The 26,329-nt window shown below is 35.1% G+C and carries 23 protein-coding genes and 1 tRNA gene; 13 read left to right on the plus strand and 11 right to left on the minus strand.

All coding sequences use genetic code 11. The features are described 5' to 3' along the window. The first annotated feature begins 79 nt into the window (after positions 1 to 79). Both E7Z78_RS09205 and E7Z78_RS09210 read left to right on the plus strand, forming a co-directional pair. Complete coding sequence (locus tag E7Z78_RS09205; protein WP_303724882.1) at positions 80 to 622, plus strand: transposase; 543 nt, start codon at positions 80 to 82, stop codon at positions 620 to 622. 272 nt (positions 623 to 894) lie between these two features. Next, complete coding sequence (locus E7Z78_RS09210; RefSeq protein WP_303724883.1) at positions 895 to 1,347, plus strand: DUF308 domain-containing protein; 453 nt, start codon at positions 895 to 897, stop codon at positions 1,345 to 1,347. A 98-nt stretch (positions 1,348 to 1,445) separates the two neighbouring features. On the opposite strand, the gene E7Z78_RS09215 is transcribed toward E7Z78_RS09210, so the two are convergent. After that, a complete protein-coding gene (locus E7Z78_RS09215) occupies positions 1,446 to 2,270 on the minus strand; it encodes a DUF4013 domain-containing protein (RefSeq protein WP_303724884.1) in 825 nt (274 codons plus the stop codon). Between the two features lie 185 nt (positions 2,271 to 2,455). Continuing rightward, the gene (locus E7Z78_RS09220; RefSeq protein ID WP_303724885.1) at positions 2,456 to 3,601 is read right to left on the minus strand and encodes a transposase; all 1,146 of its coding nucleotides are present in this window, start codon (positions 3,599 to 3,601) and stop codon (positions 2,456 to 2,458) included. A gap of 528 nt (positions 3,602 to 4,129) precedes the next feature. On the opposite strand from E7Z78_RS09220, the gene E7Z78_RS09225 reads away from it, so the two are divergent. After that, the gene (locus E7Z78_RS09225) at positions 4,130 to 4,813 is read left to right on the plus strand and encodes a hypothetical protein (protein ID WP_303724886.1); all 684 of its coding nucleotides are present in this window, start codon (positions 4,130 to 4,132) and stop codon (positions 4,811 to 4,813) included. Between the two features lie 39 nt (positions 4,814 to 4,852). After that, the gene (locus E7Z78_RS09230) at positions 4,853 to 6,817 is read left to right on the plus strand and encodes a phage holin family protein (protein ID WP_303724887.1); all 1,965 of its coding nucleotides are present in this window, start codon (positions 4,853 to 4,855) and stop codon (positions 6,815 to 6,817) included. A gap of 1,090 nt (positions 6,818 to 7,907) precedes the next feature. Here the strand turns inward: E7Z78_RS09230 and E7Z78_RS09235 are convergent. Further along, positions 7,908 to 8,705 carry a hypothetical protein gene (locus E7Z78_RS09235; protein ID WP_303724888.1) on the minus strand — a complete coding sequence of 266 codons (798 nt, stop codon included), beginning with the start codon at positions 8,703 to 8,705 and terminating at the stop codon, positions 7,908 to 7,910. A gap of 253 nt (positions 8,706 to 8,958) precedes the next feature. Between E7Z78_RS09235 and E7Z78_RS09240 the strand changes: the two genes are divergently transcribed. The 4 genes from E7Z78_RS09240 (at position 8,959) to E7Z78_RS09255 (ending at position 11,743) form a co-directional block, all read left to right on the plus strand. Continuing rightward, entirely contained in the window at positions 8,959 to 10,479 is a 1,521-nt protein-coding gene (locus tag E7Z78_RS09240; protein ID WP_303724889.1) for an MFS transporter, read from the plus strand. Positions 10,480 to 10,697: 218 nt separating this feature from the next. Beyond that, entirely contained in the window at positions 10,698 to 11,228 is a 531-nt protein-coding gene (locus E7Z78_RS09245) for a DUF134 domain-containing protein (RefSeq protein ID WP_303724890.1), read from the plus strand. 12 nt (positions 11,229 to 11,240) lie between these two features. After that, positions 11,241 to 11,528, plus strand: a complete 288-nt coding sequence (locus E7Z78_RS09250) for a DNA-binding protein (protein ID WP_303724891.1) — start codon at positions 11,241 to 11,243, stop codon at positions 11,526 to 11,528. Between the two features lie 35 nt (positions 11,529 to 11,563). Continuing rightward, positions 11,564 to 11,743 (plus strand): 4Fe-4S binding protein, encoded by a 180-nt coding sequence (locus tag E7Z78_RS09255; protein ID WP_303724892.1) that lies wholly within the window; start codon positions 11,564 to 11,566, stop codon positions 11,741 to 11,743. A gap of 30 nt (positions 11,744 to 11,773) precedes the next feature. On the opposite strand, the gene E7Z78_RS09260 is transcribed toward E7Z78_RS09255, so the two are convergent. After that, a complete protein-coding gene (locus tag E7Z78_RS09260; RefSeq protein ID WP_303724893.1) occupies positions 11,774 to 12,403 on the minus strand; it encodes a DUF1847 domain-containing protein in 630 nt (209 codons plus the stop codon). A 219-nt stretch (positions 12,404 to 12,622) separates the two neighbouring features. On the opposite strand from E7Z78_RS09260, the gene E7Z78_RS09265 reads away from it, so the two are divergent. The 3 genes from E7Z78_RS09265 to E7Z78_RS09275 all read left to right on the plus strand — a co-directional run bounded on the left by E7Z78_RS09265 (position 12,623) and on the right by E7Z78_RS09275 (position 16,275). Then, positions 12,623 to 13,426 carry an ion channel gene (locus tag E7Z78_RS09265; RefSeq protein ID WP_303724894.1) on the plus strand — a complete coding sequence of 268 codons (804 nt, stop codon included), beginning with the start codon at positions 12,623 to 12,625 and terminating at the stop codon, positions 13,424 to 13,426. Positions 13,427 to 13,538: 112 nt separating this feature from the next. After that, positions 13,539 to 14,846 carry a prephenate dehydrogenase gene (locus E7Z78_RS09270; RefSeq protein WP_303724895.1) on the plus strand — a complete coding sequence of 436 codons (1,308 nt, stop codon included), beginning with the start codon at positions 13,539 to 13,541 and terminating at the stop codon, positions 14,844 to 14,846. A 43-nt stretch (positions 14,847 to 14,889) separates the two neighbouring features. Then, positions 14,890 to 16,275 carry a carbon starvation protein A gene (locus E7Z78_RS09275; protein ID WP_303724896.1) on the plus strand — a complete coding sequence of 462 codons (1,386 nt, stop codon included), beginning with the start codon at positions 14,890 to 14,892 and terminating at the stop codon, positions 16,273 to 16,275. A 43-nt stretch (positions 16,276 to 16,318) separates the two neighbouring features. On the opposite strand, the gene E7Z78_RS09280 is transcribed toward E7Z78_RS09275, so the two are convergent. The 3 genes from E7Z78_RS09280 to E7Z78_RS09290 form a co-directional block, all read right to left on the minus strand. Further along, entirely contained in the window at positions 16,319 to 18,307 is a 1,989-nt protein-coding gene (locus tag E7Z78_RS09280; RefSeq protein WP_303724897.1) for an ABC transporter transmembrane domain-containing protein, read from the minus strand. Positions 18,308 to 18,559: 252 nt separating this feature from the next. Next, positions 18,560 to 18,682, minus strand: coding sequence for a zinc ribbon domain-containing protein (locus tag E7Z78_RS09285; RefSeq protein WP_303724898.1), 123 nt, complete (start codon positions 18,680 to 18,682; stop codon positions 18,560 to 18,562). Positions 18,683 to 18,687: 5 nt separating this feature from the next. After that, positions 18,688 to 19,092: a hypothetical protein gene (locus E7Z78_RS09290; RefSeq protein ID WP_303724899.1), complete on the minus strand. Its 405-nt coding sequence runs from the start codon at positions 19,090 to 19,092 to the stop codon at positions 18,688 to 18,690. A 402-nt stretch (positions 19,093 to 19,494) separates the two neighbouring features. Between E7Z78_RS09290 and E7Z78_RS09295 the strand changes: the two genes are divergently transcribed. Further along, positions 19,495 to 19,568, plus strand: a tRNA-Lys gene (locus E7Z78_RS09295). Positions 19,569 to 19,766: 198 nt separating this feature from the next. Here E7Z78_RS09295 and E7Z78_RS09300 read toward each other — a convergent pair. From E7Z78_RS09300 to E7Z78_RS09310, 3 genes are all read right to left on the minus strand, one after another. Beyond that, a complete protein-coding gene (locus E7Z78_RS09300) occupies positions 19,767 to 19,955 on the minus strand; it encodes a DUF1848 family protein (protein WP_303724900.1) in 189 nt (62 codons plus the stop codon). A gap of 631 nt (positions 19,956 to 20,586) precedes the next feature. After that, positions 20,587 to 22,350, minus strand: a complete 1,764-nt coding sequence (locus E7Z78_RS09305) for an ABC transporter ATP-binding protein (protein ID WP_303724901.1) — start codon at positions 22,348 to 22,350, stop codon at positions 20,587 to 20,589. Further along, entirely contained in the window at positions 22,350 to 24,059 is a 1,710-nt protein-coding gene (locus tag E7Z78_RS09310) for an ABC transporter ATP-binding protein (RefSeq protein ID WP_303724902.1), read from the minus strand. Before E7Z78_RS09310 ends, E7Z78_RS09305 begins: the two co-directional genes overlap by 1 nt. A gap of 79 nt (positions 24,060 to 24,138) precedes the next feature. Between E7Z78_RS09310 and E7Z78_RS09315 the strand changes: the two genes are divergently transcribed. Next, positions 24,139 to 25,020, plus strand: a complete 882-nt coding sequence (locus E7Z78_RS09315) for a CPBP family intramembrane glutamic endopeptidase (RefSeq protein WP_303724903.1) — start codon at positions 24,139 to 24,141, stop codon at positions 25,018 to 25,020. Positions 25,021 to 25,944: 924 nt separating this feature from the next. On the opposite strand, the gene E7Z78_RS09320 is transcribed toward E7Z78_RS09315, so the two are convergent. Continuing rightward, a complete protein-coding gene (locus tag E7Z78_RS09320; RefSeq protein WP_303724904.1) occupies positions 25,945 to 26,079 on the minus strand; it encodes a hypothetical protein in 135 nt (44 codons plus the stop codon). Between the last annotated feature and the right edge of the window lie 250 nt (positions 26,080 to 26,329).

Below are 26,329 nucleotides of genomic sequence, written 5' to 3' on the forward strand. Positions count from 1 at the left end.
TTTCCAACGGAAAAGTCATACACAAACCCGATTTAAAAAAAATAAACCGTAGAATACAATATTACCAACAAAAACTATCATGCCAAAAGGAAGGTGGTTCCAACTGGAAAAAAACACTAAAAAAAAACTCCACAAGTGGATAAACAAGAAAAACAATGTCGTTAGCGACTATTATCATAGAATATCCTACAATATTGTAAAACACTGTGAATTCATAGCAATGGAAACATTAAACATACGAGGAATGATTCGTCAAGGTAGTTTAAGCAGAAACATTCATGAAATAGGCTGGGGAAAACTCATTGAAATGATACGATACAAATCAGAATGGTACGGACGTAAATTTGTACAAATCGATCGATGGTTCCCATCCAGTAAAAGATGCAATGTCTGCGGTGAAATAAATCACAGCTTAGGTCGTGATGAAAGAGAATGGGAATGCCCACACTGCCACAGCATAAATCAAAGAGATATTAACGCTGCAAAAAATATTTTAGACGAAGCTATACGCGCCACTGGTTCAATGGTGCTATGCTTAGTAGATTTCATGCCTATTGGTCAAGGAAAATTCGAATATTATTACGAATGGAAAGGCCTTGACAAAACAGTAGGTATGGCCTAAGAATCTCCAGCTTCTACAAGCTGGAGAGGTTCAAAAAAAGGGCAGATTAAAAATTAGCAAATAATTTTAAAGGAGGATTATTCCTCTTCTATTTTTTTTAAACACACACATTAATTCCAATTAGACAATATTTTTTCTGTCAATAATAATAACTTCAAAGACAAAAGTTAATAATAGTCAAAAATAAATTATACTTATGAAAGCACAATTGCTGCTTTTGTATTATTAAAAGTTTCACTAAAGAGTGAACATAACAAAATGGAGGAAAAAACATGGAAGCTAATAAATCATCTGGATTACTATCCATTGTTTTAGGATTGATTTTTTTAATTTTTCCTATTCTTAGTTCAGGATTAGTATCCATCATGATTGGTGTAAGTTTAGTAGTCTTAGGTATTGCATCAATATTAGGCGGATTTTCCGCATTCAATGTCATTGTTGGAATTCTAGCAATCATATTTGGTTTGTTATTCATATTCCAAATCGATGCATTGTCATTCCTTTTAGGATTCCAATTCTATATCATTGGTATCATAATGATCTTATTAGGTATTACCGGATTATTCGCACAAGGAATGTCAAAAATTGCTTCAATATTAATCATACTCTTGGGTATTATTGCATTCGCCCTTGGAGGACTTTCACTTACCAATCCGCTTTATGCAGCAATCCTTATTGGTGTATGTCTAATCATCCAAGGTGTAAGACTATACGTTGCAGAATAAAACTAAATAAGCAATCTTTTGATTGCTTATACTATTTTTTTTAAAAAATTATCATTAATTAAAATTAAAAAAAGAAAAAAAGAGTATAGCTTAAAATATTAAGCTATATCAGAATATAATAATCCAACAGCTCTTTGTGCAAAGAATACAAGGTATGGAGATACAACAATTGAAATAATTGATAAAAATGGCACATAGCTATATATTGCGGATAAAATCATATTAATAACGCAAGTAATTATTATAACCAATAAGATCAATGCTATTACTTTACCAATACCAATTCTTTTAATGTCCTTTGCAGCTTCAAAAACATTCAAAGCTTCGCCTAAACTGCCAGTGTTCGCTAATCTTGCTTCTGCCATAGTTTGAAGGAATGCAAAGATTACAAATAAAACAAAAGCAACAGTAAGAGTGGCAGCTAAAGACATTACCAGGTTGACCATTGCCTGGGACATTGCATCATATGCAATAGCAGAAGTTCCCAAGTAAGCTCCTTGTGCCTCTGCGGCAATTCCATTAGCAACTGTCATTATATTGCCGTAAACATTTGTAACAAATCCCATAACTATAACGATGAAAGCAGGAATCGCGAAGTAAACGATTGAGACGATGAAATTGTCAAAACCTGTGATGAAATTATCCCACCATACAAACTCAGGAACATTGTCATCAAGGTCAATTCCGGATTTAATAACGCTGATTAAATAACCGGACATCAGCCAGCCGATTACCATTGCAAGTACAATTGCTAGTCCACCCCATAAAAAACATTCAGGAACAACGGTTCCAAATGCGTATACCAATACTCCCATAAAGGAGAATAGTCCAACCAGTAGAGCTAAGACAACATAAATCAGTAATACTTTAATGTTTTTTGATGGGAATACGAAAGCATCCTTAATTATTTCCATTATTTCCATATTATCATCCAATTTAACTTTTTTTTAAACACTCTAATAAGAGATATTAAATATTTATTAACAAAGTTATATTTAAATTTGCTTAAAAAATATTACTTATTCACTAATTTAGGTACTTAACATGATATTGAACCACCCCACCCTTAAAGAGGGTGGGGATTCCTGAATTTTTTTCATTTGATTGGTTAATTTAAATGTTTTTTCAGGCTATCCCCGTTGAACCAGCGGTTTAGTATATTAATTGCGGCGTTTATGTCTCTATCATGTGTTTTTCCGCAGTTTGTGCATTTCCATTTGCGTGTTTTGACTTTTAACTCTTTTTTTATGTGTCCGCAGTGGTGACATGTCCTGCTTGTGTTATGGCTTTTTACGAATTGTACACCGTCTGCTTCGGGTTTGTAGAGTAGGAATTTGTCTTTTAGTCTTTGTATGAATCTTGATAGTGGAAATATCATATTCTGCTCTCCCCCAATTAAAATTTTGATAGTTGAGTAGTTTTTTTCAAAGACTATGGTATCGTATTCTTGAACTAGTTGAAAGGTTAATTTTTCAATATAGTCTTTTAGTTTGTTTGTTCTTTTATTGTACCATTTTAGTAGTCTTTTTTGTAGTTTTTTCCATCGCCTGCTTCCTTTTCTGCATCGTGACATTAATTTGTTGATGTGTTTGATCATTTGGTTTTCATGATCAACATCAAAAAATTCCTTCTGCATTTCGCTTGTGACTAACCATCCATTTTTATTGGAATTAATATCACACCCAATGTATTTTTCAGTTAATTCTAGATGTTCTGGTGGATTTGTTTCTATGTTGAATGATGCATAGTGATTTAATCCATCATAGTATACTGTTATGCTGTTGAATTTAGTGTCTGGGTGGTTTAGTAAATCCAGATATTCTATGCTTGTGCTGAATGTTACTTTTCCATGTTTTCTTAATGTTAGTGTGTTGTTTTCTACTGGTCTTTTATCTTTTCGCACGGTTTGTCTGAAGCTAGGTCGTGTTTTCTTTTTAGAATGATAAACTGGAGGATTATGCCTTTTGCTTTTATGACAATTTTTAAAAGATTTATGCAAATCATCACGTGCCTGCTGAAGACTGGTGGACTCTGTATCGTTTAGGTAGGGTAATTCTTTTTTAGTTTCTTTTAAGAATTGATTTAATTCTTTTTGAGTTGGAATTTCAGTAGAATCCTCACCATGTTCGGCTTTGTATTTGCTTAAAAGTTCATTATATGTTTTACGAGTACAACCATAGTTCTTTTTAAATTCTACTTCTTGTTCGGGAGTTACATGAAGTTTAACAATCAATCCTCGAATAAAATCACCCATAAATCCACATCCTATTCACAGTTTACATTCTTGATTATTCATGATCTAAAAAAAAGAAACTAAAAGAAATTTTTTTTCTTTTTGACTCTTTTTTTTAAACCCACAATTAATATTGCACAACATATCCTTTGTAAATTAGTTATATATAAAAAAAGAGCAAGAGCATTTGGATAATAATCAAATAACATACTCAGAACAATTTTTCACACTCAAAACAATATTATAATCAACATAAAAAAAATGCATACTGAAAAAAATCATGTAAAAAAAAATAACATCCAAAAAAAACACAAAATAAATAAATAAATAAAAATGATAAAAGTTATTAAAAAAAGATAGTACACACAACAGTGCAATTCATCCACGACCTAAAGAGGTCATGGCATTCTTGCATTATAAAGATAAAACATAAACTTTAATTTATAAATGATTGTTTCATTCAATTTTGATGGTCATAATAATACAATCAGCAAATGTTGATGAAAAAAAATAATTTATTACTCGCAAAAAACTAATGAGGTAGGATTAATGGACAGAAAGAAAATTATAATCGCAATAATAATTCTAATCATTCTAGCGGGAATTCTTTTTGTAATTTTAACTACAGTGAATTATGAAAGAATTGAGATAACACCAAACGGAACAAGCATAGAGGTTCCGGCCAATGAAACCAAATTTGCTGGAGAGATTGAAAGTGCAAAGGTTTGGAACTGGAAAAATGGAATACTGATTACATACAACAGTTATGAAGACCAGAGCCTCATTAAAGTGAGTGAAATGGGATTCGATAGCTTGAATAATATAATAAAAAATGGAGAAAAGCAGGATATTGACGGTTTTGAAGGCTATGTGATCAATGCCGATGAGCTGATAGAGATTCATATATTTGAAATCATCAAAGTGAACTATAAAGGCAAGTTCTATTGCATACCACTGTCCAATGAAACAACACATGACAATATTCTAATTTGCTCTAACGACAAGAATATAGCTGCTCATATGGCAAAATCAGTGCAATACAAGAATGTCTATCCTAAACAGAACAATTTAAGCAATGCCATAAATGAAGTGAATAACTTTACTGATGATTTGCAGTCCAAAGCCGGAAATTACACTGACAATGTTAAATCCACAGTGGAGGAAAAGACTGGTGTAAATTTAAATGATGTGAAATCTGGAATAGAGCAATACACAGATAAATTACCCATATAAGTGAGCGGAACTATTAATAAATAAAGAGGATCGATTACTATGGAAATCATTAAAGAAAAACAAACCCCAAAAAGAAGCTTGAAAAGAAGCTTAATCGTATTTATCGGGAATGTCATAGGAATATATCTGATAAGTTATCTGGAATTAGGAGTCAGCGTTGGTCATTTTGGCAGCATTATCTATCTAGTTCTGTTTATAAGTTTAATAAATGCAATACTATGGCCACTTCTAACAAGAATCGCAATGCCGTTTCTGGTTTTAACCTTCGGTATCGGAACATTAATATTAAACGGACTGCTGCTTCAGTTTTTCGCACCATTATTTGGAATAACTGTACACGGCAGTGCAATCATCCTTGCGCCGTTGGCCATGGCCGCCGTTACAACCATACTTTCAGCATTGATAACCATTGATGATGACAGTTCATATTACAGGTCTGTGTTAAGGGATGCTGAAAAGAAAAGAAAAACCAATATCAAGGATTATCCTGGAGTTATAATTGTTGAAATCGACGGACTTGCATACAATGTCTTATGCGAAGCCATCGAACAGGGTGACATGCCTACCATGAAGGAAATGATTGAAAGCAACGATTATACTCTCAGAATGTGGGAAACCGACTTATCATCCCAAACCGGTGCAAGCCAGGCCGGAATCCTTCACGGAAATAACGAAGGCATTGTTGCATTCAGATGGATTGAAAAAAGCAACAGCAATCAGATGATGCAATGTTCAGGAATCACAAAAGTGCCTGAATTAGAACAGAGGATTTCAAATGGGGACGGATTGCTTGTGGATAATGGAGCAAGCAGGTCAAACCTGTTCTCAGGAGATACCGACAACGTAATATTTACCTTCAGTAAAATCATGGACTTTGAAAAACTGTACAATAAGGCATGGTACTCAGTATTCTCCAATCCGAGCAATTTCGCACGTATTATCGCATTGTTCTTTGGTGACATTATACGTGAAATCTGGTCACAGATCACACATTCCCTAAGGAACGTCAGGCCAAGAATAAACCGTGGAATAATGTACATTCCAACAAGAGCCGCCACAAATGTATTCATGAGAGAAATCAACACTTCCACATTAATCGGAGACATGATGGTGGGGGATGTTGATGTTGCATACTCCACATACCTTGGTTATGATGAAATAGCACACCACTCCGGTGTCAGGGACAGTGACGCATGGATAGCCTTAAGGCAAATGGATCAGCAAATCAAACACCTGACTGATGCGAATAAGTACTCCCCAAGGGATTATCAGTTTGTCATTCAATCCGACCACGGTCAGACTAACGGTGCTACATTCACCCAAAGGTATGGTCAAAGCTTTGAGGACTTTGTAAAATCATTGCTTCCGGAAGACATGACAATATTTGCGAAAATGGAGTCAAATGATGACCATTTCGTAGGGGACTACACTCCATTTGCAAGAAAAAACAAGAAAATCGAAAAAGAGAAAGAGGAAGCTAAGGAATTAAGTGATTCTGAGGTTATCGTTTTGGCTTCAGGTAACCTTGCAATGATTTATCTGACACAATGGAGTCAAAGATTAACATATGAGGAGCTCAACAGCTATTTCCCTGAACTGATACCTGGAATCATAAATAATGAGTATGTCGGCTTTATTCTAGTCAAATCCAAGGAACATGGAGACTTGGCCATTGGAAAGAATGGAACATATTACTTGGACAGCGATAAAATTGATGGTGAAAACCCTCTTGAAGGCTTTGGAGACAATATTGTCAGACACCTTAAAAGAACCAGCTCATTTGAACACACCCCAGATATTCTGGTCAACAGTTTCTATGATGCTGAAGCCGATGAGGTTTGTGCCTTTGAGGAATTGGTTGGAAGCCACGGAGGGGCTGGTGGAGACCAATCCAAGCCATTCATACTGTACCCTTCAAGCTGGAAGGTCAGTGATGATGAAATCATCGGTGCGGAAAACATCTATAAGCTATTGAAAGAGAATTTAGCCGAATTGAAAAAATAAGATTTAGCAAAAAAAGCATTATTAATAAATGTTAATTAAAAAAAAAGAGTCTAGTTGTGCGGGTTCACCTCGCTTTGGTTGCGAGGTGTCCTTTTGCACTTTTTTTCTGAATTTCAAGTGTTTAACCTCCAAATATTTAATTCATTTTATTTGTGTTTTATCTGAAGATTTTTCTGAAGAGTTTACTGAAACATCCTGTTGGAGCCATAATCTCCACCTCCTATCTTTATTTTTTTAGTTCATGTTCATCCGAATATCTTTCTGAAGAGTTTACTGAAACATCCTGTTGGAGCCATAATCTCCACCTCCTATCTTTATTTTTTTAGTTCATGTTCATCCGAATATCTTTCTGAAGAGTTTACTGAAACATCCTGTTGGAGCCATAATCTCCACCTCCGTGTTATTTTTTTCATTCGTGTTCATTTGAATAGATTAGCGATCTTTTGGAAGAGTTTTGAGAAGCATCCAGTTGGGGCCATATTACCCACCTCCGTGTTATTTTTTCATTCGTGTTCATTTGAATAGATTAGCGATCTTTTGGAAGAGTTTTGAGAAGCATCCAGTTGGGGCCATATTACCCACCTCCGTGTTATTTTTTCATTCGTGTTTAGTTGAATAGACTTGCGATTTTTCTGAAGAGTTTTGAGAAGCATCCTGTTGGAGCCATGTTTATCACCTTTTTATATTATTGATGTTCAACAGCAGATTACATTTTTTTGATCTTTACGGGAAGACCTTATAATGCCATTTTTTCACGTTTTGTTGTGGTCAAGTTCTCGTTTTATTTGTTTTTAGAACTTCTCACACCTACTTATTAGTATATTAGAAGCCATATATAAAGTTTTTCGAATGTAAGTGGTTACTTGCATCTTTAAATTATAAAATAAGTGATTTTAGATTATTAAATTAAAAAATAATAAGTTTAAACTCCTTCAGGAAATAATGCTTGTTTTAAAATTGTGCAAGGCAGTCAATAATAACAAAATGATTACAGGATTATTGTTCTTGAAGAAGCAATGTAATTTAAAAGGAGTCTCATGAAGAGATTTTAGCAAAAAAAGATATTAAGAGATATGGAGAAATCCATATCTTATTTTTGATTATTTTTAATTAATGATTCCAATTTATCGAGACGTTCGTTTAGCTCTTTTTCACGTTTATGATTATGTTTCATTAAAATTGCAGCTGTCAGTGTTGCAGTACCTGCACCTGATAGGATGTATCCGCTCCAAACCAAAAGCAAACTGTTTAACTTACCTATGCCTGTTTGTCCAAGTATTGCATATCCGTTACTTGTAAAAGCATTTGAAACCATTACCATTGAGTTTAAAGGTTCAACGCCTTCTGCAAATATTGTGACAATGAAACTGACAACAATAATAACAAATAATAATATGATTGTGATTCCAAGGCCGTTTGTCTCGGTGTATTGTCTGAATTTGTCGAAGTACACTTTAATGAAATATGCATAAACGAGGACATGAATTATATAAATTGGCCACAATGTAAGATATTGGTTTGAAACTAAAAACATTATGGACTCGTAAGGCACCAAAAGGAAAAACAATATCTTCTTATTCAATGAGCTATAATCCAAAGTTAAGGCAATATACAGGGACATGATAATTTGCAGGACAGCAATAGGAAGTATCTCATTACCATCAATTACCATTATGTATAATATGAAAATAAAAAAGATCAACATCATGATAAGGTAATAAACCTGTTTTAATGTTTCGATTTCCTCTATAGGAAGATATTCCTTTGGATTTAAAAGTCTGCTGTTGCTGTTGGCCAATTTATTATAAATGACTTTCCCAACTGCAAACAATACGCCAAAAATTAAAATTGGAACGACTAATTCACAGACAATGTTTAAAATTTCCATATTAATACTTTTATTAATACACATATTTTAATCTTAACATTTAGCCTATTTGAACAGAATATTTTGAAAATGTGGTTTAAATGATTAAAATAACTAATTTGTTAATATGTTACACATCTTATTCAAATTTAATTAATAAAACTAAAAAAATAGTCAAATATATATTGAAACAGATAAATAGTAATATCAAGTGGATTTGAAATTATTAATCCATGGAATAAAAGTTTATTAATATAATTTGGAGGATTAACAAATGAATGAAACTATTAAGGAGCATTCCTGGATTCCACTTATAGTGGTGGCTCTTGCTTCCTTTATCATAGCTTTGGACGCTACATTCATGAATGTGAGTATTTCCCAGGTTGTAATTGACCTGAATACTGATGTGAGTACCATTCAATCTACAATGTCATTTTACACTCTCATCACTGCAGCATTCATGCTGCTCAGCGCAAAGCTTCAAGATATAGTCGGTAAAAAGAAACTGTTCCTAATCGGTACAGCACTTTATGGTGTCGGTACATTCACCGCCGCTGTAAGTACAAGTGCTACAATGCTATTTATCGGATGGGCAGTTATAGAAGGTATTGCCGGAGCATTGATGATGCCTGCTACCGTTTCCATCATTAGCGGAACATACTCAGGAGACAAACGTACAGTTGCATTGGCTATTGTTGGTGTAATGGGTTCAGTTGCAGCTGCTGTCGGTCCGCTATTCGGTGGAGTCATGACAACATTTTTCTCATGGAGATATGGATTCGCATGTGAACTAATAATCGTTTTCATTATCCTAATAATGAGAAACAGAATACCTGAATTCACACCTACCGAATCCAGAAGCGATCTGGACATTACAGGTTCCATAATTTCAATTATAGGTCTTGTCCTATTGGTTCTAGGTATCCTGTCACTATCCAAAGACTTCAACACAAGCGTGATTGTAATTGTCTTAGGATTAGTTGCACTGGCATTATTCGGATGGTTTGAAAACAGAAGAAAAAGAAATGGTAAAGTGCCATTACTTGATATGGCATTATTTAAAGACAGAAACTTGCGTGTTGGAACTATAATATTGTTATTAAGCTATCTTGCTATGGGAGGAGCATTGTTTGCTGTTTCCCTATTCTTGCAAACTGTATTGCAGTTAAATGCATTCGATACTGGTTTAACCACACTTCCATTGACTATCGGTTTGCTTATATTTGCAATATTGGCTCCAAGCATGACCGCAAAATTGAGTCACAAGAAAGTCATGGCAATAGGATGTATAATGGCAATCATCGGATGTCTGATGCTAAGCTATCAGTTCACACTCAATACAACAATGTGGACCTTGCTTCCAGGATTATTAGTGTTAGGTGCAGGACTTGGATTCATCATGGCATTATGTACTGACGTCTCATTGATGAACATTCCAGCGGAAAGTCAAAACAACGCATCCGGTATCAATTCAACCGGTACATCATTAGGTGAATCAATGGGTACAGCAATTATCGGAATTATTCTAATTCTTGGAGTTATAGGTGGTGTCGGTACCGCTGTTGACACTTATGCACCTGATCATTCAGGAGACGAACAATTCCATATGGACTTATTCAACTACTTACAGAAAGCAGGTACTGCAGATAACCTTAAAGATAACAGTACTTTTGTTGATGTTGTAAACCTCATCATACAGGAGACAATGGCATTTGTAATGCAGATTACAGCCATCATTATGGGAGTCGTATTCCTGCTGACACTGCGGCTGCAGGATAGAAAAATTAAGCAATGAGAGTTTTTCTCTCATTCATCTTTTTTTAATGTGAGCTTTTTTTTTAAATTATTTTTTATTTTAAATTTTCTATCTAAACCTCAGCTTATCTAATTCATAAGTCATTGACAATTATATTTTTCTAAACATGTGCCTTCCACTATTTTTGAACCCAACATTTATATAGTAGTTATGAATATATATTCATAATACCTGAAGATAAATTTGGGGAGAGCATTATGGTAAGACCTAAAAGAATGAGAAGAGTAGTTACATGTCACAGGCATGAGTTGAATAAGAGTCTGAAACCAATTGAACTGTCAGTAGATGAGTTTGAGGCAATAAGGTTCAAAGACTACCATAACATTAAACAGACAGAATCTGCAGAGTTCATGGGAATATCACAATCAACATTCCACAGAATACTAAACTCAGCAAGACAGAAACTGGCCACTTCTCTAATTGAAGGCCGACCAATAGTTATCGTCAAAGGTGATACAATGATTGATCCGAACAAGTATTTATGCGAAGACTGTGGTTTTCAATGGTCAAACCCCGAAAGAGAATATGAGGAATGCCCGGACTGCAAATCCACAAACATTCGCAAATTGAACGCAAACAATAAAAGAACTCAAATGTCAAACGATACCTGCAGCTGCCCTAACTGTGGCTACACAGAACCTAAAGTTAGAGGAGTGCCATGCAGAACAAAAACATGCCCTGAATGTGGCTCACCACTTCAAGGAAGAGGATTATGCAATATACAATAGGAGATGATTTGAATGGCTGATAATTTAGAATATGTCTGTAAAGAATGTGGATTCAACTGGATAACCTTAAATGGTGAACATGAAATGTGTCCAAAATGCCACAGCAAAACCATAGAGTACGTTGGTGAAGTAAAAGATTTGGATATTGATGCAATACTCAACCACAACAAAAGAATGGGAGGATGCTGCGGCTCCGCTCGTGGAAGAGGACCACTCACATGCGGAAAACCATATCCGGACCACCATGACCCGAACATTCCACATGACCCTGAAAAATGTTGCGGACACAGAGTATGCTGAGCATACTCATTTTTTATATTTTTGGAGGATGAAAAATGGCTGACATTACAATAGATAGCGAAAAATGTGATAACTGCGGCGACTGCACAGACGTCTGTCCGATGGAAGTCCTAATTCTTGAAGACGGAAAATTGACCATCACTGATGCGGAAGAATGCAGTTACTGCGAAACCTGTGTGGACATCTGTCCAAACGAATGCATCACAATCGAGTGAATTGCAATTTTTTCTTTTTTTTACTCTTTTTTAATCATTTAATAGCTTTTTATAATATGTGCTGGTTTGGTATAGTGCTCCCACGGGATTGTGTGCAAGCACCTTGTCTTTTGTAACAAGAGTAGTGCATAATGCATCTGAGTACTTGTAAAATAAGCTGTCATGTCCAACGCATAATCCTATTACCACATTAAGATCTGTTTTTTCATCATTGAGTATTTTTGCCTGCAGTATCGGATTGCACATTACATTTCCAGTTACGTTTGTTTTTTCTTCGTCCAATCCTGTCACTTCAGTTTTTTTCATCGCACCGACTTTACACACAACTGAATATACTTCAAAGTCGTGCTTGGCAAGGATTTTTGCAAATGTCCTGCTTTCCTCCGCCAGTCCGACACACGCTGCAATACCGATCTTATTCATTTTCATTCTTTTGGCGAATTCTATTGTTTCCTCAACTCTTGTGTATTTACAGTAAAAATCATTTTCGATTTCAGCGGATATACGTGATATCTCCCTGTTGTTGTCCTCATTATACAGCTTTTCAATTTCTGTTATTTCGTCACTTGTCAATTCTTTTGTGGGACAGAATTTAGGATATTGCTTGTCTTGGAGTTTGCAGTTCATGATTCTGCAATCGCTGCAGGAGTGTCTGTTCATGATATTTTTCCTCGATAATTTTTTCGTATAATATTTTTATACATTCTCCTAAATAATATTTGTATTCATCCACTTGAAATGGCCATTAAATCCATCATCTTAGAAGAGGGATTCTTAAAATACTGGGATATCCCATGGAAATTAACAAAAAATATTAAGCAACAAAAAGAAAAAATAATAATATTCTACAAAAGGTACATTAAATGAGGTTTAGGAAAAATGAATGAATCCAGTAATGGAAAATGGCAATTGTGGTATGACAAAATTTTACCATATATTATAATTTTTGACTTTATACTGATTACGGTTTCACTCATTCTGAATGTTTCAGAACCCACAATGGCCCACATTGAAAATTTTGACCTTTTAGTCTGTATTATCCTTTTGGGAGAGTTCTTTTATGGTTTAGCCAAAGCACCGTCAAAGAAGAAGTTCCTTCTTGACCGGGACAACCTCCTGCTTTTGATTGCATCAATACCATTTGATTTTATAATCGAACTGTTCATACCTATCAATTTTCCAGGATCAATTTTAGGATATCTTAGACTGTTAAGGCTAATAAGGGTGATAAGCTTTGCGCAAATGGGATCCGTTGAAGACTTTTTCAAAAAGACAGAGTTTCACAAAATCATAATCGCAATAGCAATTATCATACTTACATTCACAGCACTGTTTTATGTATTCGGAACCAGCTACAATCCTTTCGATTATTTCTATTTCGTCATAGTGACACTGACCACTGTCGGATACGGGGACATAACTCCTCAGACATATAATGAGAAGATTTTGACAATGATACTGATTCTGATTGGAATAGTTATATTTTCAACAATCACAGCGGCCATTTCATCCTATCTGACAGACAACATGATTGAAAACGAGGATGACGGCATTGAAGAGGTTAAAAAAAGAATGGATGAAGAGTCCGAAAATATTAAAAGTGAACTTGATGCAATCAGAAAAGAAAACCAGCAACTGCATGATGAAATAAGTGAGCTGAAAGAACTTATTAAAAACAAATAATATGATAAATTAAAAAACCTTGTTAAAATCACTTGTCATCACCATTAAAACAAATATATATCGAAAGTTAAAAATATAACTAATTATACTGTTAATGTTAATGAGGCACATCATGATTGAAAAGGATAACATGACCATTATTGGCGCAACACGAGGATTTGGCAGATGGATAGCTGAACACTTAAACGATAATTTCAACATAACAATTACAAGCCCTAATGAAGATTCCCTAAGGGAAGTTGCAGAGGAATTGAATGTTGATTATAACACAGATAACGTGGAAGCAGTGCAAAATGCCGACATCGTGATTTTCTGCGTTCCCATAGAATACATGGTGGAAACCATAAAGGAAGTGGCTCCTCATGCGCCAGAAGGATCATTACTGATGGATGTATGCAGCGTGAAAACTGAAGCTGCCGAAGCCCTTATGGAATATGCACCTGAAAACGTGGAGATATTGCCTTGCCATCCAATGTTTGGGCCACGTGTTCCTTCAATCGAAAGGCAGATTATCGTATTGACCCCTATTGAAAACAGGGCAAACACCTGGCTTGACCGTGTTAAAAAATATCTCACAGAATCAGAATGCGAGATTGTCATCACCACTCCTCAGGAGCATGACAAGTACATGAGCATCGTTCAGGGCCTGACTCACTTTTCATTCATTACACTTGCTTCAACAATCAGGAAGATGAACATTAACGTTAAAAGGTCCCGCTCATTTTCAAGCCCAGTCTACAGCCTGATGATGGATATGGTAAGTCGTGTGGTATATCAAAACCCTTACCTTTACTATTCAATTCAGAAAAACAACAAGGAAACAGATTATGCCAGGAAAACCTTGATTAAAGAGAGCACATACCTTTCCAAACTAATCGAGGACGGCAGGGAAGAGGATTTTGTGAAAAACATTATTGAATCATCCAACCATATGGACGAACGTGAAGAGGCGCTTGTGCGTTCCGATAAGGCCATAGGTATGCTGAGCCAAAAGGCCAATATCCTGACAAAATCCATTGGTAATGAAGTGGGTTTGAAAGACTTATATACCGGAAACACCCATGTTGGCACCGTTAAAAAGGTCACTTCAAAATTCGTGATATTGGAAAGTGACAGAGAGATAGAACTTAAACTATCCAATATTGACATATTATCTGCAAAGGAAGTCTTTGAATGGAAAAAAGCAAACATTAAACTGGAACGCTTCCACTTATCCGTCGAGATGCCTTGCCAGTGTGATGAGAAATTCTTGATTAAAATGTTTGAGCATATTGAAGGCGTCATTGATGTTAAAATAGCTGAAAGAAAACAAATCAGCGATTCTATGACAAACTTCACATTTGAATATGCAACATTCAATAAGGAAGACAAGGAATATGTTGAAGAGTATGTTAAGGGAATTGGATGGAAAATTAACTAATATGCAAAATTTTTTTATAATATAACTTTAAAAATAATAAACAATGATCAGTTTTATAATTTGTTTTTTAGCATTGATTGCTTCATACTTCATATATGGGAAATTTATTGAAAGAATTAGTGGTGTTGATGAAACACACGAAACACCTGCATTTAGATTGCAGGACGGCGTAGATTATATGCCTATGTCCACAATTAAGAATTTTTTAATTCATTTTTTAAATATTGCAGGTTTAGGACCTATTTTTGGAGCGATTCAAGGTGCATTGTTTGGTCCTGCCGCTTTTGTTTGGATTACATTAGGAACAATTTTCATTGGTTCCGTCCATGACTTCTTCTCAGGGTTCATGTCTCTTAAAAATGACGGATTAACACTGCCAAACATTATTTCAAAGTATTTGGGAAGTACCGTCCAGAAGTTCATGGCATTTCTCATCATAGTTACTGGAATTCTTGTTGGAGCAACCTTTGCAAAAGGAGCGGCCGATTTACTCACAAGCTTAACTAACATAAGCACATTTATATGGATTGTAATAATATTCATTTATTTCCTGATTGCAACCATATTTCCGGTTGATAAGATCATGGGAAGGGTATACCCTATTTTTGGAGCATTATTGCTGATTATGGTTGTACTGATGACAGGAGCATTAATTCTAAATCCTGCATACCCCATTCCCGAGTTCACTACACAGGGATTGTACTTGACCGATAAGAGCATTTTCCCGTATCTCTTTGTCACAATTGCATGCGGAGCGATTTCCGGATTTCACGCATCCCAGTCACCGATTGTTGCAAGATGCATTGAAAATGAGAAGGATGCAAGACCGGTGTTTTTCGGATCAATGGTTTTGGAAGGTCTTGTTGCACTCTGCTGGGCAGCTATTGCAATGGCATTCTTCCATGGTCAGCCACAGCTGGCAGCAATATACAGTGCCACACCTTCAGTAGGAGTCTATGAAATAGCTAGCGCACTAGTCGGACCAATCGGTTTGGTTTTAACAATAATTGGAGTCGTTATATGTCCAATTACCTCCGGTGACACTGCACTTAGAAGCTCAAGAATAACCATTGCTGATGAACTCCATCTAAATCATGAAAAATTGATTTCAAGACTTAAAACAGCAGTTCCATTATTTATAATTTCTTTTGCATTGACATTTGTTGATTTCAGCATGATTTGGAGATATTTTGCATGGGCTCAGCTGATTGTGGCGATGATAGTATTATATGCCGCAAGCGCTTATCTAATCGAAAAAGAAAAACCATACATTATTGCATTGCTTCCTGCAATAGCTTGTACATTAATTGCAATCGGATACATACTGCAGGCCCCTGAGGGCTTAAGATTACCTTCAATGATTGCTAATGTGATATCCGTTATTATAACTGCCATTATCGCATGGGCATTTATTAAAAAATACAAATAACATAGGAATCCTATGTTTTTTAACTTTTTTTAACAACAAACAATCATTCATCGTTTTTATAGTCAATGATGGCAAATATCCTTTTGATGCTTGAAAATGAAGTTTCAATGGAGGCCATAGAGGTACTTAGTTTTTTAATAGGCTTATTCAGTAATTGTCCATACATGATAACCGCCAATAGAGTTCCCAGCTGAATCTCATTAACTGATAGGAAGTAAATACCTGCCATATAAACAGTGATGTTACTTATGTTTGTTAAAAAGGTTGTAACAGGCACCATGACATTAGTGACATTTTTGGATTTAGTATAATAGTCAATTACAGTCTGATTGAGTTTTTCAAATCCTTTTTCATGGAATGAATTTCGATTTGAGAAACCTCTTTCAAAATTGCCCATTAATCTTCCTAAATGCTTTTGATGACCGTCGTAGTAATTTCTAGATTTATAATCACATAAATAGAATGCAATGGCATAAACCGGCAAAATCGCAATATATACCAGGCTCAATCTGAAGTCTGTCATCAGCATAAATACAATTACAAGGATTATTGATAGAATTTGTGCATAAATATCAGAAAAGCGGGAAGAGACAAACTCACGGATGTTCATCACGTCGTTGTTTAATCTGGAAAATATAAGTCCCTTTGAATTTTCTTTAATGTATCCTGAACCGATAGCATCGAGCTTATCGAATAATTTCATTCTTAAATTATATGCTACCTTTTCACCGATAGTTCCCATGATTTTCTTTGTAGGTATTGTTAAGAGATATCCTCCTGAATATAATAAAATCAATATGGCAAGATTGATATATACTGAAGGGTCGTTGAATGTATTTGAATTAGAAAGCAATAAATCAGCAGTCTTTCCTGCAACTTTAGGGGCATAAACCATACACAATGTGGATACCGTAAGCAAAATAATTGATATTATTATTTTGATCTTGTCCTCGTTTAATATGTCCCTGAATTTGTCCAGGATGTCGTTTCTTTCAGCCCATATGTCCTTATCCCCCCAGACAATATCCTCCTCAACAATTTCTATTGCTTTTGGAATATCATTTGTGTTTTTGGAGTCTATGATTTTATCTTCAATAGTCAGGACTTCCTCTAAACGCACTGAAGTGGCATATGCACGTGGCCACCTGTCAATCAATGCTGGAATAGGGCCCAAGGTACCAATGAAGTAGGCAATATACATTAGAATAATGAATGAGTCAAATACGCTGTCTGTTTCAAAGCCGATTGAGTATCCGGAGTTAACAATTGCCAATGTAATCAAAACAATGAAATATAAACCCCACATTAACAGTGGCCCCAGGTAATATTGACTAGAAATATACTTAACGTTTTTATCATATGAATTCTCACATGCCTTTTCAAATTCAGCCTCATACTCCTGTTTATTATATGGGATTTTATCCGCTATATCACTGATTTTGGATAGGAATAACTGGTTTAGCATTCCGTATGTCTTTTTAGCTCTGAAAAATATTTCTACAATTTTTTTCATTCTCAAAATTATGATCATGGAAATAATAGCAATCATTACCAAGAAGAATATCGCATAAGACGTATCGATCAATGCTATTTCATATACGACTGCTATGAATGTAACGGGAATAAGTATTAACTGTTCGAGTATTATCACTAAAAATCCCTGTTCTGAGGACATACCCCTGGTTGACCGTGTAGTTAGCCCTGAAATTTTAAATTGAGCAATTTCCTCATCAGGCAGGTTCATCAGAATATGAAATATTTTCTCACGGATTTTATATGCTGCATTTGAAGCCACTCTTGTTGAAAGTAAAGAAACCGCATAAAGGGCAATCATTGAAAGGATTGTATACCCTACCATATTCAATCCTGATTTGAAAAGCAAATCGGCATTCTGCTGTTTAACTCCTGTCAAAGCATCACCGAACAGGTCAATTATTTGCATTTGAAAGAATGTCTGAACAGCTATTAGCGCGAAAATAACCAATATTGTCTTCCATTGGAATTTTAATGATACACTCAAAAACTTTTTCATGCTAATTAGTTTATACCTAATAAATAATAAACATTGTTCAATTTATACATTATTAAAAATAAAATAGTAAAAAAATTACCAATAATTTATTTAAAAAAAATGGAGTTAAACTAAATAGATTCTGTATAATCATATATTCTTAATTTTAACCGGATTCATGGAGGAATTGGTGCAGCAATGCATCAATCCTATCATGCAGATGTTGCATGCTCCATTATCCAATTTTTTTGAATAGCTTATTAGCCATTCTCATTAGAAATAATCATCAGAGTCCTCGTCATCATCAATATCGTCCCATCTAAAGTGAGCACCGCAATGTGAGCAGTAAGGATCTCCTTCCATAACTATTGAACCGCAATTAGGACATGTTGCCATAATAATCATTCCTCCTTTTCTTCAGGGATTGAAAAATCAGCTATTGAGTCATTTTCAACAGTGTCTTTCAACCTTAAGCTTTTTTCAACATCCATTGCTAATGCATCACAATCAGCCTTAATGGCATCCAAATGCATTAGGATTCTTTCCTTTTCCTGGTTGATTTTTTCAATGTTCTGGTATGGGTAAATGCACTCCTTAAACATTCCATAATCGACAGTTGTGTAAGGGTATTCGTTCAGCTGTTTACATACATTTTTCAAGATTGCGTATAGGAACTTATTCATCTCGACTTTTACCTGGTCCTTGATCATCTTGTCACTGTCAAGATTATCTCTCATCAGACGGTACACTTCGTTTTTGGCAAATGGCAATTTTTCCTTTTTATTATTCATTTTTTCTTCAGTCATAATTTTTAACCTCATTGGTGATAGTCTAGACACATTTAAAATTTCACAAGTTACATGTGTCTAATAATATATTGTGTTTAAGTTATATTTAAAGATATCGTTTTAATTAAAATAATGATAATTTATTTGATAACTTAATGATATAAACTATAAAATAAATTAATCTAAAATTAATAATTATTATACTTAATAATTTGTAAAAAGTCGATTGATTAAAATGAATACAACTAGAAAAAACATTAATTAAAACAATCAATACCTAACTTTTAATCAAAGATATTTAGAAAAATAACTCCTTGAGTTTTGATTTTTTCACTGTTTTTAAAAACCCAACTAATCAAAACAAAATAGTTAAATAAGGTAAAAAATAAAATACTAATGTAGTTAAAAAAATTTTCAATGGGGCCCGTAGCTCAGTCTGGCAGAGCGCTTGGCTCTTAACCTTGATGTCGCGGGTTCAATTCCCGTCGGGCCCATTCCATTACTCTTTTTAAAATGCTAAAATCAATTTATAATCCACTAATATTTAATTTTAATGATTTAACTTTCTTTAAATTTCAATTAAAATAATTTGGTTTGTGTTTAAATGAAACTGGCTTATTATATTTCTTTTACAATATCTCCTCATCAACTCACTGACCAGAATGGTGAATCTGTATCATTCAACTTTTGATTCATTTAACCAGTTCCATGTTGGCGTTGGCATAGCTGTACCTGCGTCTATGTATGCAAGTGTTGTATGCTCCAATATCCCTTCCAAATATGCAGTTGCATTCAAGGTTCCTGAATTTTCCTTTAGGTAATTTCAAATTATTTCCAATAGCTTTTTCATCACCTCTGAGGCATAAATCCTGAAGAATCAATCAAAATCCTCCAAAAATCACTTATTTTGCCAATTAAAGATGCAAGTAACCACTTACATTCGAAAAACTTTATATATGACCTTTTTTATACTAATAAGTAGGTGTGAGAAGTTCTAGAAACAAATAAAACGAGAACTTCACCACAACAAAAGGTAAAAAAAATGATATTAGTAATCTTCCATTAAAATCAAAAAAATGTAATCAGCTGTTGAACATGAATTATTAAAAAAAAGGTGATGAACATGGCTCCAGTATTAGGATTCGCAAAACTCTTCATAAAGATCGCAAGTTTATTCTGCTAAACACAAAACAAACAAAAATTAAAACGGAGGTGGAGAACATGGCACCAACAGGATGCTTCACAAAACTCTTCAAAAAAATCGCAAGTCTATTCAACTAAAAACAAAACATGAAAAAAATAACACGGAGGTGGAGAACATGGCACCAACAGGATGCTTCACAAAACTCTTCAAAAAAATCGCAAGTCTATTCAACTAAAAACAAAACAAAAAAAAACACAGGAGGCGATAACATGCATATTTGGTTTTAAACCCTTTGAAATTCAGAAAAAGGTGCAAAAGGACGCCTCGCAACCAAGCGAGGTGAACCTGCACAACTATACTCTTTTTAACTATTGCTGATTTAAAGTATTGTAATAATATCCTTTTTTTGCTAAAAGCTCATCATGAGTTCCCTGTTCAATTATCCGACCATCTTCAAGAACAATTATCTTATCGGCATTTGTTATTGTTGACAGCCTATGAGCAATTATAAAACAGGTACTGTTGTCCATAAGATTGTTCATTGCGTCCTGAATGAATTTTTCGGTTCTTGTATCGACGTTGGATGTGGCTTCATCAAGTATCAGTATCTCTTTTTTTGAAAGAATTGTTCTTGCAATTGTTAAAAGCTGTTTCTGGCCTTGGGAAATGTTGTCCGTATCCTCGTTCAGCTGTGAATCGTATCCGTCTGGGAGCTGTTTTATGAAATTGTCGGTATGTGCCTGTCTTGAGGCTTCAACGATTTCATTTTCTGTGGCTTCCAAATTCCCATATCTGATGTTGTTTTCAATTGTGTCTGAAAACAGCCATGAATCCTGCAGAACCATTCCCACCATTGATCTGAAGGAATGATTGTCGTATTCATTAATGTTTACTCCATCAATTTTGATTTCACCGGAATCAATCGGATAGAATTTCATGAAGAGTTTCACAAGTGTGGTTTTACCCGCACCTGTTCCTCCAACAATTGCTATCTTTTGGCCTTTTTTAACGGTCAATGAGAAATCGTCAATGATTTTTTCACCTGGAACATAACCGAAACTGACGTTTTCAAATGTTATCTCATCATTCAGTTCGGAAATTTGTTTTGATGATGGATTTTCCTCATCATCATATTCCAGAAATTCGCTGATTCTTGCGCTTGATGAAAGTGCTGTCATTACCACTCCCATTACGCCTGCCATCTGTTCAAGGGGACTTGTGAAGTTTTCAGCATATTGCATGAATGTGATTATCCTTCCCACTGGGAATACTCCCTGAATGACGAACATTCCTCCGAATATTGCGATTGCAACGTATCCGAGATATGTCAGTATTTGTATTAACGGAGATATGAGGCTTACAAAGAAGTTCGCCTTCCATTCATCCTCGAATAATCTGGCATTGTTCTCCTTGAAACTATTCATGGAAATGTCCTGGTAATTGAATGAACGCAGAACCTCATGGATTGTAATGCTTTCCTCGATTTTTGAGTTGAGCTCTCCTTTCACTTCCAGCTGGGATTTGAAATGGTCCTGTGAGAATTTAACAATTATTCCAATCAGTATGAATGAAAGTGGAATTAAAAATACTATCAGAAGAGCCATCCAGACATTGATCATCACCATAATCACAAATGACATCACGAGAGTTATTGAAATGGTCATCATTTCCATGAGGGATTCGGTTATCCCTGAAGTCAAATTGTCGATGTCGTTTGTAAGTCTTGAAAGGATATCTCCTCTCTTGTTTTTGTCAACTTCACTCATTGGCAGGCTGAGGATTTTGCTTACCACCCTCTCCCTTAATGTATATGCGATGTTTGAGGAGATTTGAATGATGAAATAACTCTGCAGGTAGGAGAATATGAAACTGGCTACATAGAGGACCAATACGGTTAAAAGGATATTGCGCAATGAGACAAAGTCCATGGTCCCTGTTCCGTGCAGGATATTATTAGCACCGTTGAAGATTATTGTAACCGCATCACCAATGAGCACCGGTGCAATAACTGTTAACACAGTGGAGATTATCACACATATCAGTGAGAATGCAAAGCGGAACTTGTGCTCCATGAGAAGTGATATGATGTTTTTCATCTCTTTTCTTTTATCCAGAGGTGTTTCGTTTTCCATTATAATCCACCTCCCACAACATTTGATTGGGTGTCGAAGATTTCACGGTAGATATCGCAGTTTTCATAAAGCTCACCATGATTTCCCCTGTCGATTATCTCCCCATCATCCATCACGATTATTTCATCGGCATCCTTAATGGTTGAAATCCTTTGGGATACGATAACCACTGATGAGGCCTTCAAATCAGATTTCAGATTGTCCATGATGATTTTTTCGGTATTCATGTCAAGTGCCGAGAAGCTGTCATCGAAAAGATAGAAATCATGATGCCTCATAATGGCTCTTGCAATGGACAGTCTCTGTTTCTGGCCTCCTGAGAAGTTGGACCCACCCTGTGAGACCTCATCTTCAAGGCTTTCGACAAAATCGGCATGTGCCTTTCCAAGAGCAGCTTCAATTTCACCGTCACTTGCATCATGTTTTCCTATAATCATGTTTGATTTTACAGTACCCTCCATGAGCAGGGATTTCTGTGGAGTCAGGGATATCTTATCCCTTAATGAGTTTAGCTTAAAGTTTTTGATGTTTTCTCCATCAATGAGAATCTCGCCTGATGTCGGATCATGGAAACGAGGAATCATGTTGATTATTGTTGATTTTCCGCTTCCGGTTCCTCCAATAATGCCTATTGTCTTTCCAGGCTCGAGCTTCAGATTAATGTTTTTTATGGATTCTGTTTCGCTTTGAGGATAAGTGTATGAAACATTCTTAAACTCGATAGTAGGGTGTTCTTTAATTTCTGCAAGTTCCCCATCTTTAATCTCAGGTTCTATTTCGAGAATCTCATTTACACGTCTTCCGGAGACGACTATCCTTGGAATGGCTATCATGAACACTCCAATCATTGCAAATGCAACCACAATCTGTGTTGAGTACTGTATGAATGAAACCAGATTTCCGGTCAGTATAAGTCCGCTTGAGACTTCATATGATCCGAAATAGATAATTGCAACAACCATAATATTCAGTGTTAAAATAAGAAGGGGCTGCATCGGAAGAAGATTCCTGTAAATGTTGAGGTTCAGCTCCAGGTACTTCCTGTTTGTCTTTTCGAATTTTTCCTTTTCAAAGTCCTGTCTGACAAATGCCTTGATTACAGGCATTCCGATAAGGATTTCCCTTGCGTTCTGGTTGATTCCATCCATGTATTGCTGAAGGGTGTTGAATTTTGGAAGCACCTTTGCGCCGATAACAAAAAGAAAAATCATTATCACAATAAATGCAATGACTATAATCCATGACAAGTCTGTTTTAATTTCAAATGCCTTTATGATACTTCCAATTCCTAAAATCGGTGCAAAGACAACAATAGTAAGTCCCAAAAGGATAATGGTTTCAATCTGATTGATGTCATTTGTTATTCTTGTAATGAGAGATGCCCTTGAAATGCTGTTGAGCTCATTGTTTGAAAAATTCATAACATTTTCATATGCCATTTCCCTTAAGTCACGAGCATAGCTTGTTGAGAATTTTGCAGAGAAATATGCACTTAGAATATGGCCTGCAGCCGAAATTCCAATCATTAAAATCATCATGCTTCCAATACTGTATATTGCATTGATATTGCCGTATTGAATGCCTTCGTTAATTATTCTTCCGGTATACTGAGGCACCATCAAAAGACCGTAGGCTTCAATCACCAGACCTGCAAAAACAAGTATTATCTGACCGATTTTACCCTTGAATGGAATTGCTAGTTTCATCATCAAAATTATATTTGTTGTGAAACACTTTTATATTTTCATATAGCAATGTATAATAATTTAAGAAACTAAACTATTATTGATGTTATCAAGAATTAACGATTTTGCACAATCTTCAAAAACAGTAACCGAAGCGCGAAAACACACCGGAAATGTTTCACCAGTAAAAGAAGTGGCTCTCTTCATAGGCTGGTTCATTGTTCTAATGATACTGATGGGAATTATTGGTTTAATCTTGAACTTTAGTGTTAAAAACCCTTCAAATGATGTGACTGTGCTTTTAAGCCTTTTGGCATTCATTCCGGCACCATTTTTCATGATACTCCTATCACGCAGGATTGAAAAAAGAAGCCTTGAAAGCTTTGGATTTTCGCCAAACGCATTGATGTCAGTTGCCAAAGGACTTCTGATAGGGCTGGTGATGTTTTTGGCTGTCGTGGCCATAGGCATTATTTCAGGCCAGTATAGATTTACCGGCTTTGATTTTGGCTGCGCATACCTTTTCATCCCATATCTAGTTTGTTTTGCCATCCAGTCATTTGGTGAAGAGTTCTATACAAGAGGATGGACCCTGACATACTTTTCAAAAAACCATTCAATAATCACTGCAATCATAATCAGCTGCATCGTGTTTATAATTCCCCACATGATGAACAACGGCCTGAATGTCATGGCAATCATTAATATATTCTTGATGGGCCTTGTGTTAGCAGTCCTGTTTTTAAGGTTCGACAGCATTTGGGTATGCTGCGGCATTCACACAATTTGGAACTTCACACAGGGATTCCTTTTGGGATTCAATGTAAGCGGAATTGAAACATCCTCAATCATAAAATTCACACAGACCTCCTCATCAATCATAGGAGGAGGGGCATTCGGACCCGAATCAAGCCTGATTGCAACTTTCGTGATAGTGATTGCACTGGTTTTGGCAATATACTATCCAAAAAAGTCTAAAATATGAGTCAACTGTCATTGTAAGTTGATTGTGAATGGATACTCTCCATTCCTTCTTTTTTTAGTCATTTTACTCTCATTTTTTACTGTTATTATTTATAAGATTGATTAATAATCATGAAAAAAACAAAGGAAAATACTGTTAATTTGATTTTAACTTTTTAAACTTATTATTTTTTAATTTTATAATTTAAAATTGCTTATTTTATCATTTTAAGATGCAAGTAACCACTTACATTCGAAAAACTTTATATATGACCTTTTTTATACTAATAAGTAGGTGTGAGAAGTTCTAAAAACAAATCAAACGAGAACTTCACCACAACAAAACGTGACAAAAATTAACATTATGGTCTTCCGTAAAGATCAAAAAAAATGTAAACTGCTGTCGAACATGAATTAAAAAAAAGGTGATGAACATGGCACCAACAGGATGCTTCACAAAACTCTTCCAAAAAATCGCAAAACTATTCAGCTAAAAAAACAAACGAAAAAAAAATTAACACGGAGGTGAAGAACATGGCACCAACAGGATGCTTCACAAAACTCTTCAAAAAAATCGCAGAATTATTCAACTAAAAACAAAACAAACAAAAAATAACACGGAGGTGAAGAACATGGCACCAACAGGATGCTTCTCAAAACTCTTCCAAAGAATTGCAAAATTATTCCAATAAACGATCATAAAAAACAAAAAAACACAGGAGGTGGAGAATATGGCACCAACAGGATGCTTCTCAAAACTCTTCAAAAAAATCGCAAGTCTATTCAACTAATATTTGGAGGTTAAACACTTGAAATTCAGAAAAAAAGTGCAAAAAGACACCTCGCAACCAAAGCGAGGTGAACCTGCACAACTTATGACTCTTTTTTTAGTTAATTGATTAAATTATTATAACTATCTTTTTTTACTAAAAGCACTACGCAAAAATCAAATCAATTTTTGTTGTATGTCAATATAGCTTGGTTCTAAAATTTCCTTTACAGTTTCGCCCTCTTTAACCTCACCAAGCAGCAAAAGTGAATCAGGATTATGCAACTTTTGGTTCCTTTTGACCAGCTTCATGTTGCTGTTGGCATAACACACTTCAAAATATCTACAACTTTTAGTGAAATTTATCCTATATGATACAAACAAAAGGATAAAATCAAAATTGAATAATTTCTGCCAACACTCAAACCATTTAAAAAAAAAAGGCAAATGAGAGATTGTCTCTCATTGTTTTTTAATATTTTTATCTTAGTAGTGCAAGAATACCATGACTTCTTTTAAGTCGTGGATGAATTGCACAAACATAGGTATGAACATAAGTTTA

The sequence above is a fragment of the Methanobrevibacter thaueri genome (assembly GCF_015062915.1).
In the GTDB taxonomy this organism is placed as follows: Archaea; Methanobacteriota; Methanobacteria; order Methanobacteriales; family Methanobacteriaceae; genus Methanocatella; species Methanocatella thaueri_B.

Coding starts and splice junctions, on each gene's coding strand:
- E7Z78_RS09290 (WP_303724899.1), bottom strand. CDS start 19,092: ATGACTGAAGAAAAAATGAATAATAAAAAGGAAAAATTGCCATTTGCC.
- E7Z78_RS09215 (WP_303724884.1), bottom strand. CDS start 2,270: ATGGAAATAATGGAAATAATTAAGGATGCTTTCGTATTCCCATCAAAA.
- E7Z78_RS09315 (WP_303724903.1), top strand. CDS start 24,139: ATGTTATCAAGAATTAACGATTTTGCACAATCTTCAAAAACAGTAACC.
- E7Z78_RS09220 (WP_303724885.1), bottom strand. CDS start 3,601: ATGGGTGATTTTATTCGAGGATTGATTGTTAAACTTCATGTAACTCCC.
- E7Z78_RS09245 (WP_303724890.1), top strand. CDS start 10,698: ATGGTAAGACCTAAAAGAATGAGAAGAGTAGTTACATGTCACAGGCAT.
- E7Z78_RS09270 (WP_303724895.1), top strand. CDS start 13,539: ATGATTGAAAAGGATAACATGACCATTATTGGCGCAACACGAGGATTT.
- E7Z78_RS09250 (WP_303724891.1), top strand. CDS start 11,241: ATGGCTGATAATTTAGAATATGTCTGTAAAGAATGTGGATTCAACTGG.
- E7Z78_RS09320 (WP_303724904.1), bottom strand. CDS start 26,079: ATGAAGCTGGTCAAAAGGAACCAAAAGTTGCATAATCCTGATTCACTT.
- E7Z78_RS09310 (WP_303724902.1), bottom strand. CDS start 24,059: ATGATGAAACTAGCAATTCCATTCAAGGGTAAAATCGGTCAGATAATA.
- E7Z78_RS09265 (WP_303724894.1), top strand. CDS start 12,623: ATGAATGAATCCAGTAATGGAAAATGGCAATTGTGGTATGACAAAATT.
- E7Z78_RS09240 (WP_303724889.1), top strand. CDS start 8,959: ATGAATGAAACTATTAAGGAGCATTCCTGGATTCCACTTATAGTGGTG.
- E7Z78_RS09285 (WP_303724898.1), bottom strand. CDS start 18,682: ATGGCAACATGTCCTAATTGCGGTTCAATAGTTATGGAAGGAGATCCT.
- E7Z78_RS09205 (WP_303724882.1), top strand. CDS start 80: ATGCCAAAAGGAAGGTGGTTCCAACTGGAAAAAAACACTAAAAAAAAA.
- E7Z78_RS09280 (WP_303724897.1), bottom strand. CDS start 18,307: ATGAAAAAGTTTTTGAGTGTATCATTAAAATTCCAATGGAAGACAATA.
- E7Z78_RS09235 (WP_303724888.1), bottom strand. CDS start 8,705: ATGGAAATTTTAAACATTGTCTGTGAATTAGTCGTTCCAATTTTAATT.
- E7Z78_RS09275 (WP_303724896.1), top strand. CDS start 14,890: ATGATCAGTTTTATAATTTGTTTTTTAGCATTGATTGCTTCATACTTC.
- E7Z78_RS09305 (WP_303724901.1), bottom strand. CDS start 22,350: ATGGAAAACGAAACACCTCTGGATAAAAGAAAAGAGATGAAAAACATC.
- E7Z78_RS09225 (WP_303724886.1), top strand. CDS start 4,130: ATGGACAGAAAGAAAATTATAATCGCAATAATAATTCTAATCATTCTA.
- E7Z78_RS09255 (WP_303724892.1), top strand. CDS start 11,564: ATGGCTGACATTACAATAGATAGCGAAAAATGTGATAACTGCGGCGAC.
- E7Z78_RS09230 (WP_303724887.1), top strand. CDS start 4,853: ATGGAAATCATTAAAGAAAAACAAACCCCAAAAAGAAGCTTGAAAAGA.
- E7Z78_RS09210 (WP_303724883.1), top strand. CDS start 895: ATGGAAGCTAATAAATCATCTGGATTACTATCCATTGTTTTAGGATTG.
- E7Z78_RS09260 (WP_303724893.1), bottom strand. CDS start 12,403: ATGAACAGACACTCCTGCAGCGATTGCAGAATCATGAACTGCAAACTC.